This window comes from Sporosarcina sp. A2, assembly GCF_050858885.1.
In the GTDB taxonomy this organism is placed as follows: domain Bacteria; phylum Bacillota; class Bacilli; order Bacillales_A; family Planococcaceae; genus Sporosarcina.
In genome coordinates this window covers 2,388,157-2,404,147 of sequence record NZ_CP193898.1, presented here as the reverse complement: position 1 = coordinate 2,404,147, position 15,991 = coordinate 2,388,157, and the positions used below count along the sequence as shown (strand labels likewise).

Annotated in this window: 12 protein-coding genes; 8 read left to right on the top strand and 4 right to left on the bottom strand. The window is 39.7% G+C overall.

Annotated features, from left to right (window positions below; translation table 11 throughout):
* Positions 1-351: 351 nt before the first annotated feature.
* Positions 352-1,260, bottom strand: coding sequence for a D-alanyl-D-alanine carboxypeptidase family protein (locus tag ACRPI0_RS12265; protein ID WP_432352938.1), 909 nt, complete (start codon positions 1,258-1,260; stop codon positions 352-354).
* Positions 1,261-1,558: 298 nt separating this feature from the next.
* On the bottom strand, positions 1,559-2,545 hold the full coding sequence (locus tag ACRPI0_RS12260; RefSeq protein WP_432352937.1) for a bile acid:sodium symporter family protein: 987 nt from the start codon (positions 2,543-2,545) through the stop codon (positions 1,559-1,561).
* 846 nt (positions 2,546-3,391) lie between these two features.
* On the opposite strand from ACRPI0_RS12260, the gene ACRPI0_RS12255 reads away from it, so the two are divergent.
* From ACRPI0_RS12255 to ACRPI0_RS12235, 5 genes are all read left to right on the top strand, one after another.
* Complete coding sequence (locus ACRPI0_RS12255) at positions 3,392-4,057, top strand: hypothetical protein (protein WP_432352936.1); 666 nt, start codon at positions 3,392-3,394, stop codon at positions 4,055-4,057.
* A gap of 223 nt (positions 4,058-4,280) precedes the next feature.
* Positions 4,281-5,897 (top strand): MrcB family domain-containing protein, encoded by a 1,617-nt coding sequence (locus ACRPI0_RS12250; RefSeq protein WP_432352935.1) that lies wholly within the window; start codon positions 4,281-4,283, stop codon positions 5,895-5,897.
* Positions 5,869-8,307 carry a DUF2357 domain-containing protein gene (locus ACRPI0_RS12245; RefSeq protein ID WP_432352934.1) on the top strand — a complete coding sequence of 813 codons (2,439 nt, stop codon included), beginning with the start codon at positions 5,869-5,871 and terminating at the stop codon, positions 8,305-8,307. Before ACRPI0_RS12250 ends, ACRPI0_RS12245 begins: the two co-directional genes overlap by 29 nt.
* Positions 8,308-8,455: 148 nt before the next feature.
* Positions 8,456-9,649 (top strand): hypothetical protein, encoded by a 1,194-nt coding sequence (locus ACRPI0_RS12240; protein WP_432352933.1) that lies wholly within the window; start codon positions 8,456-8,458, stop codon positions 9,647-9,649.
* A gap of 215 nt (positions 9,650-9,864) precedes the next feature.
* A complete protein-coding gene (locus ACRPI0_RS12235) occupies positions 9,865-10,494 on the top strand; it encodes a DUF3885 domain-containing protein (protein WP_432352932.1) in 630 nt (209 codons plus the stop codon).
* Between the two features lie 416 nt (positions 10,495-10,910).
* Here the strand turns inward: ACRPI0_RS12235 and ACRPI0_RS12230 are convergent, their stop codons facing one another.
* Positions 10,911-11,342, bottom strand: a complete 432-nt coding sequence (locus tag ACRPI0_RS12230) for a hypothetical protein (protein ID WP_432352931.1) — start codon at positions 11,340-11,342, stop codon at positions 10,911-10,913.
* Between the two features lie 160 nt (positions 11,343-11,502).
* Between ACRPI0_RS12230 and ACRPI0_RS12225 the strand changes: the two genes are divergently transcribed.
* Together ACRPI0_RS12225 and ACRPI0_RS12220 are read left to right on the top strand one after the other, a co-directional pair.
* Positions 11,503-11,724, top strand: a complete 222-nt coding sequence (locus ACRPI0_RS12225; RefSeq protein WP_432352930.1) for a DUF3885 domain-containing protein — start codon at positions 11,503-11,505, stop codon at positions 11,722-11,724.
* 295 nt (positions 11,725-12,019) lie between these two features.
* A complete protein-coding gene (locus ACRPI0_RS12220) occupies positions 12,020-13,072 on the top strand; it encodes a DUF4236 domain-containing protein (protein WP_432352929.1) in 1,053 nt (350 codons plus the stop codon).
* A 44-nt stretch (positions 13,073-13,116) separates the two neighbouring features.
* On the opposite strand, the gene ACRPI0_RS12215 is transcribed toward ACRPI0_RS12220, so the two are convergent.
* Positions 13,117-13,914 carry a hypothetical protein gene (locus ACRPI0_RS12215; RefSeq protein WP_432352928.1) on the bottom strand — a complete coding sequence of 266 codons (798 nt, stop codon included), beginning with the start codon at positions 13,912-13,914 and terminating at the stop codon, positions 13,117-13,119.
* 421 nt (positions 13,915-14,335) lie between these two features.
* Here ACRPI0_RS12215 and ACRPI0_RS12210 point away from each other — a divergent pair, with 421 nt between their 5' ends.
* The gene (locus tag ACRPI0_RS12210) at positions 14,336-15,982 is read left to right on the top strand and encodes an S-layer homology domain-containing protein (RefSeq protein WP_432352927.1); all 1,647 of its coding nucleotides are present in this window, start codon (positions 14,336-14,338) and stop codon (positions 15,980-15,982) included.
* The last annotated feature ends 9 nt before the right edge of the window (positions 15,983-15,991 follow it).

Here is a 15,991-nt window from a genome sequence, read left to right as displayed (position 1 = left end):
AAGATTAAACTCATCGAATAAGGAAACTTAACACCATACGTTGGCGGTGTGCTCATTCGTGCAGGTGCTGGAGCAATTATGAATGTGTACGAGGTTAGGAAAACAATTAATATATCTAACCGCTGTCACGAAAGGTCATGAGAATGACTCTTCTAGGGTAGTCTTTTGTTTTCTAGAGTTGAGAGTGTCCTGAAATCGGTGGATTGTTTAGTTCTGTTACCGATCCTCCAAGAACTGACAGGGGCTGTCTGGGTCTCCAGGATAAATAATTGCTATCCATCGGGGACACTCATATTCGAAGGAGCTTTAAAGTGACTTGGTACATAGGTTTACAAATAAATTCGTCTACAACTACTGCCTTGTGCTCAAGTTTGCAAACAGCTCCAGCGTATCCTTTTTCTGTGCATGGTCCGGATGGCTAATGTCTTCGAGCGGGGCTCCCATGACAATACTAATGTACTCCCCATTTCCGGCAGTGCCGAATGTGGCCCAACACTGGCCGGCTTCGTATGTGGTCCCGGATTTTCCGCCAAGGATCTCGAAGCCGTTTTGTACCTCTGCATTTAACGAAGAAAGGACTGTTGATGTCAAGGCAATGCCCTGAGGATGATCAGCAGTTGACGTTGTCTGAAACGTTCCTTTCGTAAAGATTGCTCTGAAGTTTTGGTTATCAAGTGCATAATCCAGCAGCTTGGCCATGTCAGAAGCGGTTGTATATTGCTTTGCGTCATGCAGTCCCTCCGGATTCGCAAAATGGGTTCGGGTCATTCCAAGTTCAACAGCTTTATCATTCATGAGCTTCACAAACTGCTTCGTACTTCCTGCTACATGAATTGCCAAAGAGTTGGCCGCTTCCCCTCCGGAAGGCAAAATTGTGCCATACAGCAAATCCCGGTACGTAACCTTCTCTCGACCATAGAACCCCGCCATCGAAGCATTTTGAGCTACCATCTTCTGATACGTATCAGTATCGACCGGAGCACTCGCAGAAAGATTTTCAATATGCTCCAGCGCAACGATGGTTGTCATCATTTTCGTCAGTGATGCTGGATACGCTTTCTCGTTCGCTTTTTTCTCATAAACCGCTTTTCCAGTACCTCGTTCAACCATATAAATGTAGGGACTAGCGTACTCATCAGTCTGATGACCACCAGGTACCTCTTTATTACCCGGAACGTTCCAACCGGTGACGATCATAGCGATAACCAAAACGACAATGAAAAGGACTAATCCCTTAAAAATCGCCCACAATTTCCTCATGCTGCATCTACCTTTCATCCCGCGGTGATTCCGCACATTTCTTTGCCTATCATGTTAAGTATAAAGGACAAACCTGAAGGAAAGTACAGTGAAAAAATGAAGTTTTTCTTAAGACCATTCTGTGGAAGTCAAAATGTGCTAATCATCTGCAATTTGTTGAAGAGTCCCATTTGTTTAAAGCAGAGACCCCCAACTAAGACTCAATACAGATAGTTTAAAGGAGTTCTATTGTTGCCAGTTACATAAATAAAAAGAGAGCTGGAAATCACTTGGATTTCCAGCTCTCTTTGCGGACCATTTATCGGATCTCAAACGTCTTAACAGGAATCGTGCCCGAGTCCTGTTCGGGTTCCTCCGTACCAGCAGATTTCTTCGACCAGATGGTGGCGAGAATGGGTCCAGAAATGTTGTGCCAAATAGCGCCCCAAACGCTTGGCAAAGCAGCAAGCGGTCCAAAGTGTGCGGTAGCGAGTGCGACGCCTAGACCCGAATTCTGCATGCCGACTTCAATGGAAATGGCTCTTCGATCGGACTCATTCAATCCGAGCATTAAAGCAGTCAAATAGCCAAGCAACAATCCAAAGCCGTTATGAAGGAAAACGGCAGCAAATACGACGAAACCGGAAGAGATGACATTGCCTGCATTGGCAGACGTGACCGCCGCAACGATAATGAGAATTGCCAGAACCGAAATAAGCGGAACAACAGATACACTCTTCTCCACAGCTTTCGGGAAAAACTTCCGGATTAACAGACCCAATACTATAGGGACAATGATGACTTGGACGATTGACTTAAACATCGACATCGGGTCAACAGGCAACCACTGTCCAGCAAGCCATAACAGTAAAAGCGGCGTAACAACCGGAGCAAGCAGTGTGGAAAGGGAAGTCATCGCAACAGACAACGCCAAATTCCCTTTTGCTAAATAGACCATCACATTTGAAGAAGTACCGCCTGGAACACATCCGAGGAGTACCAAACCAGCAGCCAATTCTGGTGGGAGTTTAAGTACATAAGCAATCGCGAACGCTACAAGCGGCATGATCACAAACTGAGCAGCGACGCCTACAATTACCGGCAACGGTTTCGTTAAGATAATCTTGAAGTCCACCGCCTTCAACGTCAGCCCCATTCCAAACATGACGATCCCAAGCAAAATAGAAATATAAGCACCTAACCCTAGGAACGGTGTGGGAAATAGAAAGGCCATAGCCGCTGCGATGATGACCCACACAGCAAAGTATTTTCCTGCAAATGAACTAATTGACTCAAGTACTCTCATTGTTGAACCCCCTTGATCTTTTCTGGATTGTGTTTAGAAACGATAAAAGCAATTATACGCAACTATCAGAATATTACAAGATATATTTCATATCGCTCGTAGACAATCAATGAAAATGGAATCGAGTCAACCAAAAGGACTAGAGTTTTATAGAGTTATTGTTTAAAGCTCAACGCGAAGAAAGTTCAAAATAGGGTCTGACTTGTATCGTAAACAACCATCTAAAGTACTTTTCAAGGGAGGGCAGGATTATTTGCAAAAGAATAGACTTCTGCATAATTATGTGGTGCACAGGTATTTAAAGATGAAACAAAAACTGGACAGAGAAGTGCAGAAGCAGGATGAAATGAAAAAGAGCCTGAACTTCTAGTAAGTTCAGGCTCTTTTCGTGTATAAACTCGCTCGGGAACTGTTGCATCACATAGAAATAAGTAGTCAAGTTGAACCTGAATATTTGAATTCTATTGCAATGTATACATTGGGTAGTTAATTGAAATTATTTTATGTGAACCATGGGTTAATGTGTAGACTATGGTAATATGTACTAGATAAAATATTCACAAATCTTTCTGATATCTTCAAAAGCTGGGGAGAGGTAAAGCAACAGTTGGTGAATCGAGATATTCACTCGTTCATTTCTTATTAAATAGAAATCTTAGAAGATCAGCTTGTACAAAATAGTGATATGAATGAAACGGGCATTACAATTTACAAAAATGGTTTGATAATTTTGAGATAGAGGACTTAAGAGAGAACTGGTGGATGAATAAGGGTCTAATTGCTTGATTTGAGCGAAGCTCTGAGAAGCTGATACTTGAAGTTGGTCCATTGCAGTAGGAGACAAGAGTGAAGTTACTTCAAGGGCTTAGAGATCGAGGTATTGAAGTGAGAGATCAAGTTTTCGAAGAAGGTCGGAAGTATACTCGTATTTACTCAGTTTCCATAATACCTACAAAGTGGGAAGATGTTGATTTGGTAATGCATGCTATGAAAAGTTTGTATGAACAAGAAGCTTTTCAGACCTTATTGGAAATCATCGAAGAAACAATAGATGATAGAGAAGAAAAGTTCAAATTACCGGTTATACAAACCCCTATCGAGCAGGCATTTGCTGACTTCGTGGAAAGTCAGGAAATAGAGTTTCATCTATTTAATTTACATAAGATTGTACCAAGTTTTGTCATGCCCGAATGGACTGAGCAACCAATATCTTATATGGTATTAGAAAAGTTTTGCCTAGGGTATCCTTTGGTTGCTTGGTTCCGACAAAGAAACTCTGCGGTACGACTAATTATAGAAGTTAGACCTATTGCGTTTCCTGAACGTACTAAGTTGTTAAAAGGTATTGAAGAAGAAGGTATACGTGTCAGAGCATTAGCATTTGAAGAAGGATGGCGGTTCACTAGAATCTATTTTCAAGAGATACCGATAGAAGATATTGAGAATTCTAGACAAATTGCACGAGCGATGGACCAGTTGGTAAGTAGTTTAAAATTTCAACAAACTATTTAAGGAATAGGACGTGCTATTGGTAGAGTGTATGGTTAAACTAAAATATTGTGCATTTCGAATTAGAGATTTATTCCCATCAAAATAGAAACTTATAAGAACTATACATAGTTCAATTTAGCGTTAGAAAGGGATTATTAAAATGAGTATAAACCTCCATGAAAAGTTTAAACATATTTCAAACCACTATCTCGATGCCAAAAGGGAATCCCTTAGAAGCCATCCAATGGCTGAATTAGTATCCAAACAAGTGCCATCTTCAATTATGGAATTGCCATTTATAAACGAGAATTATAAAGTCGTGGGTTCTGTTGGTAAAGGTAATTGGGCTTTTGTACCTTGGATTGCAATTATGAATAAAAGTATTACTAATTCTACTCAGAGAGGTTACTATATAGTCTATTTGTTTAGCGAAGATATGAAGAAGATATATTTATCATTTGCTCAAGGCGTTACAGAGACTTCGAAATCTGAAATGATAAATGTGAAATCGGAAATAAATAATAATATATCAACAAATGATCGGTTCCATAAAGATAATAAAATATATCTTGGCGAGTCGAAGTACGCTAAGCAATATGCTAGTTCAACAGCAATATATATTGATTATAAAATTGATAGCCTTCCGAACGATGAAGAGCTGCTTCAAGATTTAGCTGACATGACTGTATATTATGAGGATTATATTACATATAGGAATAGTCAAGAGAAAATTATAAACGAAACTGAAGAGGGCGTTATTGATATGGAAAATAGAAACCTTTCTTTTCAGGACTTAGTAGATAATATTCATGCATATATTCGTTCTAAGGGTTTCAAATATACCTATAATAATGTTGCGAATTTATTTCTCAGTCTTAAGTCTAAACCATTTGTAATAATCGCAGGCATATCAGGAACTGGAAAAACAAAAATCGCACAGCTATTCGCTGAAAGTATTGGTGCCACAGAATCAAATGGCCAATTTAAGTTAATTCCCGTTAGACCTGATTGGAGCGATGGATCGGAATTATTAGGATACATGGATTTGAAGAATGAATTTCAGAAAGGTCCGTTGACGGAAATGATTGAACACGCAATGGACCATCCGACTTTACCTCATTATGTATTACTTGATGAAATGAATTTAGCACGGGTTGAGTATTATTTTAGTGATGTACTAAGTGTCATGGAAAGTCGTAGAAGAGAAGAGGATATCATCACGTCCTCTAATTTACTAGACGAGAAGTTTTCAGGGCACGCTTTAACGCTGCCAGAGAATCTATATATTATTGGTACAGTAAATATGGACGAGACCACACATCCTTTTAGTAAGAAAGTATTGGATCGGGCAAATACGCTAGAGTTTAACGAGATTTTCTTAAATAACTTTGATCATCTTGAAGTACAAGAAGAAGTAGACCAATTAGTAATTTCAAATGAACAAGTACACGCAAATTTTATTTCTTTAAAAGATATCTACAGAGATCATAAAACCATAGTAAATGATATTTCCTCTAAACTCGTAGTACTCAATCAATTCCTCGAACCTTTAAACGCACATGTGGGTTATCGTGTACGTGACGAGATCTGCTTTTACATGGTTCATAATGCAAATGAAAATTTGTTGGATGAGAACGAAGCTTTTGATTATTGCCTAATGCAGAAGATATTACCACGTATAACTGGCAGTGACGGACGGATTGACATACTTTTAAACGATCTATTTGAATGGTTAACAGGAATGCCATTTGACGCAGAAGCTATTGCTTTATCTAGCAAATTTCCTCGCAGTTCTAAAAAGGTAGCTGAAATGATCAGGAGGTATCACATGGATGGGTTCACATCTTTCTGGATTTCCTAAGGATCGAGAATTGGTAGTGATCGAGACTGAAGATGTCACTTGTATTATTAAAGGGTCTGTATCTCATCCGCAGTACAATAAGTTACGTAAACAGATGTCTTTTAAAGTAGAAGATGCTATGCAGTTCGAATGTACCTCATTGAGTCTTCAAGAAGTACAAGTATATGATGTTTTGTCAGAAGTGCTAGTACCTTATACTTCACAACAACTGTTGCCTATCTTTTTCGAGAATGGTCGATATGAATTAATAATTCTACCCAAAACGAAGGAAAAGATCAGTTTTTATCATGAATTCCCGGAATTCAGGGACGGAATAAGTAAGGTTTCTAGAAGTGATATATTGACAGGGACTCTTCATTTTCGAAATGAAGTCGGTTTAACTTCATTTGAAGTACGAGGGGAATCGAATCGGGTTTTATTGTCCGTTATACTTGAAGTTTATCCTACAAAATTAGACTATAAAAATGATTATAAAAAGCTTTTGGACGAAGTGAACGAAGAAATTTATAATCTTGCCTATCACTTTATAAAACGGACGTATTTACATGGGAGTGCAAAAATATACAAAGAACCTTCTTTGTCAGAATTCTACCGACTCATCAGCTATCATTTTGAACAATATAAACGAGCGATCGATAGGATTGAGCAATTCTCACATCAAAATCTTGTTAAGAATTATATAGAAGTAAGAGGGAATCAGTTACAACGACCGGACTCAAAGTCATTAAATTATCTACGTAAAAATGCTAGTAAGTTTGTTGAGGTACCAAATGGAATACCTATTGATAATAGAGTGGTTATGCCAACAAAAGGAATAAGAGCTAAGAAAGAGCACACAGTAGATACATATGAAAATCGTTATGTGAAATGGACGATGAGTAGAATTAGTACGCGTTTGAAAGTATTAAAGAGAGTTTTAAAAGCTGCATACTTTAAGGGATACGGAAAGATCGATACCGAATTACTGCGCACGCTTGATGGGATGATTGATTGGATCAATAAAAAAGAAAAAAATACTTTCTGGACTCAAATTGGTGCTCTCGATAGATCTGTTACGAGCCTCGTTTTGCAAATGGCGACTGGATATCGGACTGTATTGCAGATATATACGACCATTAGTAAAAGCATTGTTCTGCAAGGACAGATTTATAAAATGTCTATAAAAGATATAGCTACGTTATATGAGTATTGGACATTTCTAAAGTTGGGTCGACTATTAGATGAAAAGTGTATACCAACTAGCCAAGATATTGTGAAAGTTAATTCAGATGGCTTGTTTGTCAACCTAGACAAGTCGAGAACAGCGGAACGTAAATATATTCATCCTGTTACAAACGAAGAAATCACATTAAAGTATCAGTTTGATACAAATAGTAATCGTGTACCGACTGTGCAACAAAAACCGGACTCAATGTTAAGCATTGGTAAAAAGGGGAAGACGTATCAATACCAATATATCTTTGATGCAAAATACAGGTTGGATTTAGAAACCTATCCTGATATGCCCGGTCCAATGCAAGACGATATAAATACAATGCATCGTTACCGAGACTCTATTGTCGTTAACACGGGTGATCGATATGAGCGTACTGCATTTGGTGCATACGTTCTATTCCCTTGGTTTGAAGAACACCGATACGAAGCCCATCCTTTATACCGAAGTATTGAGACAGTAAATATTGGCGCTTTTCCATTCCTGCCAAATGCGACCTCCCTTGTGAGTAGGTTCATTGATAATCTTTTAAATAAAGGTCCTGAGCAATTACAGAGTGAAGGGATCTTACCTAAAGGGTTTTATGAGGAAGAAAAGAATACGTACTCTGTTGATTATGTATTGATTTGTACTGTGCTGAATCAAAATGAATTCACAAACTTACTACACTCTAAAGAATATGTCATATCTACAAATGATTTAGTTGACGGATGGCAGAGTGTAAGAAATGTCGCTGTTTACGAAAAAGAATCAACGAGTATCCGATCCTATTCAGACGTCGTAAGTGTTGAAATAAAGGAAAACAGAGTCTGCTTTAAATTAGCGAATTGGAGAGAGAAATTGGTGGTAGGGATGGGTAATAGTGTTACCAATAATACCAAAGTAAACCTAAATAACTTTTTAGTTGCGGATACGTTAGCTAACTTGCATTCCAAATCACGAGAAGAAGACATATTGTGGAGAATGTTAAAAAGAGTCGCAAATAATGTAATAGTGATTTTGGATAATACGAATATAACAAATGCTAAAAACGTTATCAGTTTTCAGTTTGATAAGTATGAACTGAAAGTTATTCACTCACAAAGGCAGTTAGAATTTGTAGGTGAAGGCATTAAAGAGACATTTAGTATGGATTTAATTATTGAAAATGAAATGTATATCTTCAAAAGTATTGTGAAATTGATCTATCTAAGCTAACTCGCATTTACTGTGCTCATATAATCGTCATAGATAACGAATCTGCTTGGTAGAAATGGGACTAATAACTTGTACTATTCTGTACTCATACTTATTTCGAAACTATTAAATCTATAACTAAGCATGAATATCAAAGGAGGACAAGCCCATGAACATACCATCAAGTATCGTAGCCCTAAAAACAACCGACCTATCCACCTACTGGCCAGGCTTTCAAAAAGTAGCGTATGCACTCTACGATGAAGAATCTGTCTATCTTTATAATCATCCTAACTTTCCAGAAGAACCTTACGCACACTTGCCGTGGAGCGAAGCGTTTGTAGGCAATACGCTGATTGTTTTTCATGAGATTCCGACTGCGATTGTGAGAAGAGCGGATTATCCGGGGGATGCGGAGTTAGTGGCGGCACTGGTTCATGAACTTTTTCATGGTTATCAGCATCTTTTAGAAGAGTCTCGTTTTCCTGATGAAGTACAAGGTGTGTTATATCCTCTCGAGGAAACGAATGCAGCGCTTCGTTCTCGGGAGCGTTATCACTTGTACCATTCTGTATTGCCGACAGATCCGATTGCGCGTGATCGTCATCTGCGTCAGTTCGTTCAGTGTCGGGAAGAGCGGATGGCTTATCTTGGGGAGAGTATCCGCTATGAGTTGTTGACGGAAACAGTGGAAGGACCTGCGTTTTACGTAGAGAGCCAAGCGTTCTTGAATGAGAGTGGATTGCTGAAGGTTGAAGTGTTACGGCAGTATGGAGAATCGTTGCTGGACGTAGAAGATGGAGTACGAAATCTTCGAAAGAGCTGTTGTGATTCAGGAATATTTCTATGTTACGTTCTAGATCGGATTTTCCCTGAATGGAAAGAAGAGTACGTTAAGGCAGATGTCACTCTCTATTCATTAGTACGCAGATCTGTCGATGTCAAAAAGTACACGATGGAACCACTAGAAGCGAGTCCGGAATTGCGCGATGTGTTGACCCATGTGAAAGTAGAGCGAGCTGCAGCTTTTTACGAAGCACAACAAGCAGCTCCTGTGAAATTGAAGATTCAAGGAGATCTCCGCATTGTTGGCATTGACCCGATGAATATTGTGGCAGGTGAACGCCGAGCGTTGCACCGTCATTTCATTCGCGCTGAAATTGGGGAGTCAACGTATCTCTTCCGTTATCCAGTGATTGGAGAATACCAAACGTACTTGCTTCAGTGTCATCAACTTCTCGTGTTGTTAGATGAGGAACCAGAAGCTTCGGAACGTGGTGTGTTAGTTAAGGGCGTTGGGGAACTTACGGGTCACTATGATGCCGAAACTCATACGTTGCATGTACCAGACAAACATAGCTAAGTCTTAAGTAACGTTTGTCTGGTGTACAGGTGCGCAACCCCAATTTAAGACTAGACCTTTTACTTGATAGAGATGTAAAGAGGTAGAAGATAGCTACATAAAACCTATTGGACCTGAAGGAGCTCACACAGATCTGTGTCAGGTCGAAAGAAAGAGAGAGATCTGTCATAGGAACTTTAGAAACGTATTTACAACAGCATTTCAAAGAGGATATCTTGCAACCTCCTTTGTTTTCTTCATGGGAGCATGCATTGCGGTTTGAAATTTCAAAGCCGGGATCTAACCTGGAGAAACCGGAAGACTTGCAGCAAGCTATGTATCGAGCAGTGGCTTTGATAGATGAGATACTCAGCGATGAGGATCAGCTGCTTGTTGTAGGGGATGTCTACACATCTAAAAAACACAATTTTCTTGAAAATAGACCAGTGAGTACGTATCAGATGTTTGTCAAAAACGAAGAGGTGCTAAGTAGTTTGAGGTATGAACTAATACCGGAGTCTTCTCTTGAAGATGGCGAGGAGATGGTGACTCATCGTTTTCTACACCAAGTACATAAAAATCAAATCCATTATGAGTTTCTAGTGGAAACCAAATGTTGCGAACATGTTAGGGTACCTATTACAGGATTAAAAAATAATCCCCGTAGTGGGTATGAATTCTACTTAATCAATCAGTCACGCAACATTATCTATCATTTGTATGGCGAACGGGGATGCGACATTATCGCAGCCGATAGAGAAGAACTTCGCACTTTGTATGAGATGTATAGTGATTGGATTGAAGAAGAAAATCGTGAACGAATGGATGCTATGTTTTTAGATCCAGGCAACCTAGCGTTTACGTAAGATTCTACAAGAAAAATCGTATGAATATCACCCATGTGCCAAACAATTTTAATTGTTGGTGCGCGGGCGATTTTTTATAAGATTACTTTTTAGTACACGATGCGCTTCTTGGTGATGGATAAAGAAGAGCTAACTGTCCATATCAGTAATAAGTTAACGGGGCATTTGAATAGAATCAATTGGGTAGTGTGAATTTACCCGATGGATGTCACATGCAACAACTACTTCAAAGAATGCTAAATTACAAAGAGATTGCAAGCAGTGTCCAGCGTTCACTCAATGTTCGAATGCTAAAAAGTAACTAAATGATCATGCTGTCGATAAGAAACGATTCGAATCGATAGCCAACTTTAACCTTACAAAACACCCTACTTGGAGTCATACCTCCAAGTAGGGTGTTTTGTAATAAAAGATTTCTAGTTATACTTCTGCACAAAAGGCAGGCAAGGAACACAATAATACATATAATAAGCTGGCACTAGACGTACGCACCCACATTTATGTTGTTGTTGTTGAACATTTCCCGTACCTTGCCAATGTTTATGATGTTCTGGATTGTTTCCGGAACCCGGATTCTGGTTCTGATTCCATGGGGAGGTTGGTAAAGCGTATAAAGGGACAAACCCATCTTTAAATTGATTCTGACGAAATAGGGCAGGCTCGTTTTGTGAACTACCCATATGTTGCCCATCACGACTTTGTCCTGGAATTGTAAAGTCCGGACCTACCGCATTAAACGATTGATTAGTAAAATCTTCTGAATCGGATGAGGCATCACGTTTAACTTTTGTTCCTCTTATGTGTTGATGTCTGTATGGATCCATTTGCCAATCGTTAGTTGTATTCAAGTGCAATCCCCTTTCTATACTATCCCCATGGTATTCAACTGACCAATATTTGGGGACATCACTATCACTTAGTCCAACTACTTTGTCGTGTGCCGAAATCACTTGCTCAACTGATCTCCAACAAATTGCGGTTTAAGAAAGTAGTTGTAAGAACAGTAGAATGCCAATTACATGGCTGAAAAAAGTGCCTAGAAGTAAGTATGAGATCTATTTTCTCAATCAAACGCGCAATATCATCTTCCACTTGTACAGCGAACGTGGATGCGACATTATCGCAGCCGATAAAGAAGAGCTCCGTGTGTTGTATGAAACATACAACGACTGGATTGCAGAAGAGCATCGAGAACGGAGAGACGCAATGTTTTTAGAGACTCTCGTATAGAATAGGTCACTTCATACTTCTAACGAAAATAAAGCTTGCATGCTCAAACAGATCTCCTGCTTCGTATGCAGTCTTTTCTATTTGCTCTATAAGCGCGTATTCCAATGTGCTACACTTTTATGTAAAGACGAGGCAGTAACGGGACTTTGCTATTTCGAGTACGTAGAAGAGATTATGTACTAGTTGAACAAGTAAGAAGTATGACTACAAACAGTATCCTTCATAATTGAATAGATTTTATGATTTAATACAGAATGTTTCAATGAACATTTTTCTCATAGAAAGGAGTTTTCCAATGGGATTTCGATTTCAAAAACGCATAAAGATCGCACCAGGTGTTCATCTTAATATAAGTAAAGGTGGCATCAGTACATCTGTAGGTAAGCGTGGAGCTTCTGTTACTATAGGCAAACGGGGAATCCGGGCGAATGTCGGGATTCCAGGAACTGGCATCTCTTACTCGGAACAACTAACGGGTAAGCGTACTAAACGGGCTACCACGCCAGTCAGGCGAACGACTGCCACCACCACTAATCCTGATGCAGCCAATGAGGTGGACGCTTACAATGCATACGTCAATATGTTAATTTCGCTTCATCAAGAAACAATAGAACCCGTGAATTGGAATGCACACTTAGACGAAGATCTCTCCCTATTATCAGTTCGAAGTTTACATACAAAGAATGCTCAACGAGAACTTGAAGCGTTTGAGCCAACTTGGATGGATCGCATGTTGAATCGAAGTGATGCAAAAAAACGAGAACTTGAAGAACATCTAAGCCAAGCTATCCTTTTAGATGAAAAGATTCGAACCGAAAAGCTAGAGTTACTTGCCTTAGCGACTGGGGTACTCCAAGGGGATGAAGCGGCAACATTCCAAGCATTAAATACCTATCATGCATTCGAGCAAATTGAGCAGTTCGGTAACAAAGTAAATGTCCAAGTTAAAAATGAAGAGCTAACGATTTATTTACAAATTGGAGACGAAGAAACAGTCCCAACAGAAGTCGTGTCGCTCACCGCTAAAGGTAATTTAACGAGGAAAAACATGGTGAAAACTAACTACTTTGCTCTCTACCAAGATTATGTGTGCAGTTGTGTACTTGCAATCGCTCGTAGTGTGCTCGCCATTTCACCGACATATCAAGTTGTGATTCACGTATACGATAAGAGCCAAGCGGATGAGCCGCCTATTAAAGGGTGTATTCTTTCAACGCGCGTCACTCGTGATGAGTTGTCCAATCACCTATTTGAAATTATCGATTGTTCAAAGACTATTGAAACATTCGAACATCACATGAACCATTTGAAAACGAAAGGGTTCCGCCTCGTTGATGAACTCGAATAACCCAACTTTTTATGGTATAGAGGCCACGATAAGCTAGCTCTATGTTAGGTTTGAGGATAGTAAAATTCATCAGGAGACACCGTGTATTCTTGATAAATATCCGAAAACAGTGCGTTACAAATCAGTTCCGTCAGAACACCGCTGAAGTATCCCTGCAAACTGCGAATTTCTTTGGTTTTTGTAGCCATTATTGTGATATGTGTTGCTTGATAGGCTAAAGCATCAAACAATTCTTCTTTTCCTTTGTGGATTTGGTATTTTAGCATTTTGCCAGAGAGATATTTATGAATGCCGAAAAACTCACGTGCTTTTAAGTGTTCACCAGTGATTGTGAGTAAGGATTTCATTCTTCCGAATAGCGTTGTGGATAACTTTTCAGACGTAGGCTGAGACGTTTTTATAAGAACTTTACGCTTTTGAGATTTAGAAAAAGAAGGTTCGTTTTTCAAATCCTGCTGTAATACCTTGCTGTCATTGGCATTATCGCTGGTTGTTCCACTGTTCAATTTCCCCTGGTCACTAACAGGCAAAATGACATAAATGTTAGCACCTAGACCACTCATTACAGGACGTACATAATGGATGCGTTCAATGATTTGGAGCTTTTCAAGTTTACGAAGTGTACGATGGACTGTTGAATTCGACATGCCTAATTTCGATTCGATAGTTTCGTGCTTCAAGTGTGCCGCCAGATATTTGACTGAATAGCAACGGATCATCTCAAGTACCGCACGATCTGTCTTGTTCATAGCGTTCCAATGGATATCTACATGGTGTCTTGCTGCAGTATCCATTTGTTCTTTAGTTTTGAAGTAAGCATAGGTAGATAAGTAGTAAGTCATAGCATTGTCCCCCTTTACCCTCTATATAGAGGGTGGGAGTCGAAAAGTGGACAGTCCGCTAAAATAAACTGGAATTTAAACGATTGTAGTATTTCGGATTGGGAAGTAGTGGTTACCCAAGAATAGAATTTAGCAACCTAGTATTTTTGAAAAACTAAAAAACTCTGAACAACGAGAAAAGGGAATATGGAAAGAACTTGATGAATATAATAGCGAAGTCTTACAACTATTGTGGCTAGCGGAAATGTTACGAAGCGCTTATTGCGGTGATGAATGAGTAGAAGATCAAGTGATTTTATCTCGTATATAATAATACTCGCAATTGTCAATAAGTAATCTAGCGTATTTTCATCCGTTATCATATACTTATAGGTGAAAGTGTTCAGTGCGAAAGAATCATACAAAACTAGGAGGGTTGTCCATGAATCGATTCATGAAGAAGTTCGGTTTTGTTTTTATATTCGCTTTACTGTTCCAAATCGCAGCGTCACCGTTGCAGTCTAAGGCAGCGGAATCAGATGCTGCAGGTCCCACATGGGTGAAACCGGTAAATTATTTAGCGCTGGGGGATTCGCTAGCATTCGGTATTACGTCTGAAGGTATGCCAGGAAAAGGCTATCCGGATTATCTCGCGCAATCCCTTCAGGAGATGAACCTGTTGGTATCTTCTAACAAAGGATTCGCGTATCCTGGGTACTCTACGCCTGATGTAGTAAAAGACTTGACCGACAATGCCACGAAGCCAAGTGTGGGTATCAATCAAACGGGTCAAATGATGTCACTGCATCAAGCCATTCAAGACGCGGATCTGATTACACTAAGTGTTGGAGCGAATGATATGTTGAAGCATTTCAAAATTGATCCAACGACTGGCGCACCACAATTTGATATGGCTCAGTTAACTGCAGCAATACAACAAGTTGGGGTAAACACGAACCAAATCTTGAAATCGATTATGGAACTCAACCCTCACGCACAAGTTTATGTAATGGGTTACTATAATCCATTCCCTGCGTTAGCTACAGATTATCAGCCACAAATTGCACAGCTTGTTACTGGTTTGAACGGTTCGATTCAGGCAGGTATGAAAGGGTCTACTGCTGTGTTTGTTCCTACAAGTGAAAAAATCGCAATGAATTATCCGGCATACGTGCCGAATCCCCAAAATATACATTTAAGTGAAGCAGGCTACAAAGTGGTGGCGGGCGAATTCGAGAATAAGTTGACTGCAACCTATTCATGGATGCCGAAGGATTCCCTGACTGCGAACTATACAGGAGATACGACAGCTACTCTAACGTGGAAGGCTGCTATGGATACAAAAAAGATCACCAACTATCTGATCTATGAGAATGGAGAGAAAATCGGTGAAGTGGATGGCGATGTATGGACATTTAACGTAACTAATTTGAAACCGAATCTGGATTATCAATTCATGGTCAAAGCGGTAAATGAAGCGAATCAGATGTCTTCGATGAACCCAACGGTGATGTTGAAGACAACGACACCTGAGCTACCTAAGCCAATTGTATTCAAGGATATCGAAAATCATTGGGCTAAAATGTATATCCAACAAGCTGTCGGAATGGGGATTGTTGCAGGATTCTCAGATGCTACCTTCCGTCCCGATAAGACATTGACACGTGTTCAAGCGAATTCAATTATCGTTCGTACACTTGGTTTGAAATCCGATAAAACAGCACCGTTTAAAGATATCGGTCATTTCTCTAAACCGATTCAATCAGAACTAGCAGCAGCGTATCAGTTTGGAATTATAAAAGGTGTTAATGGAGAGTTCAAACCGAATGATCCAGTGACGCGAGCACAACTAGCTGCGATGCTGAAACGTACCTATGAGCTAGTCAATGGGAAACCATATGTAGCAAAAGCTCCAGCACCATTCAAAGATATCTCTGGTTACGGTACAGAGGCCCAAAACTCGATTGCATTCCTGCATGAGTTCGGAATTGTGAGTGGATCGAATGGGAAGTTCATGCCAGGTCACGGAACGACTCGTGGTCAAGCTGCAAAAATTTTAGTGAATTACTCCATGATTCTAAAAAAGTAGGAAATGTTT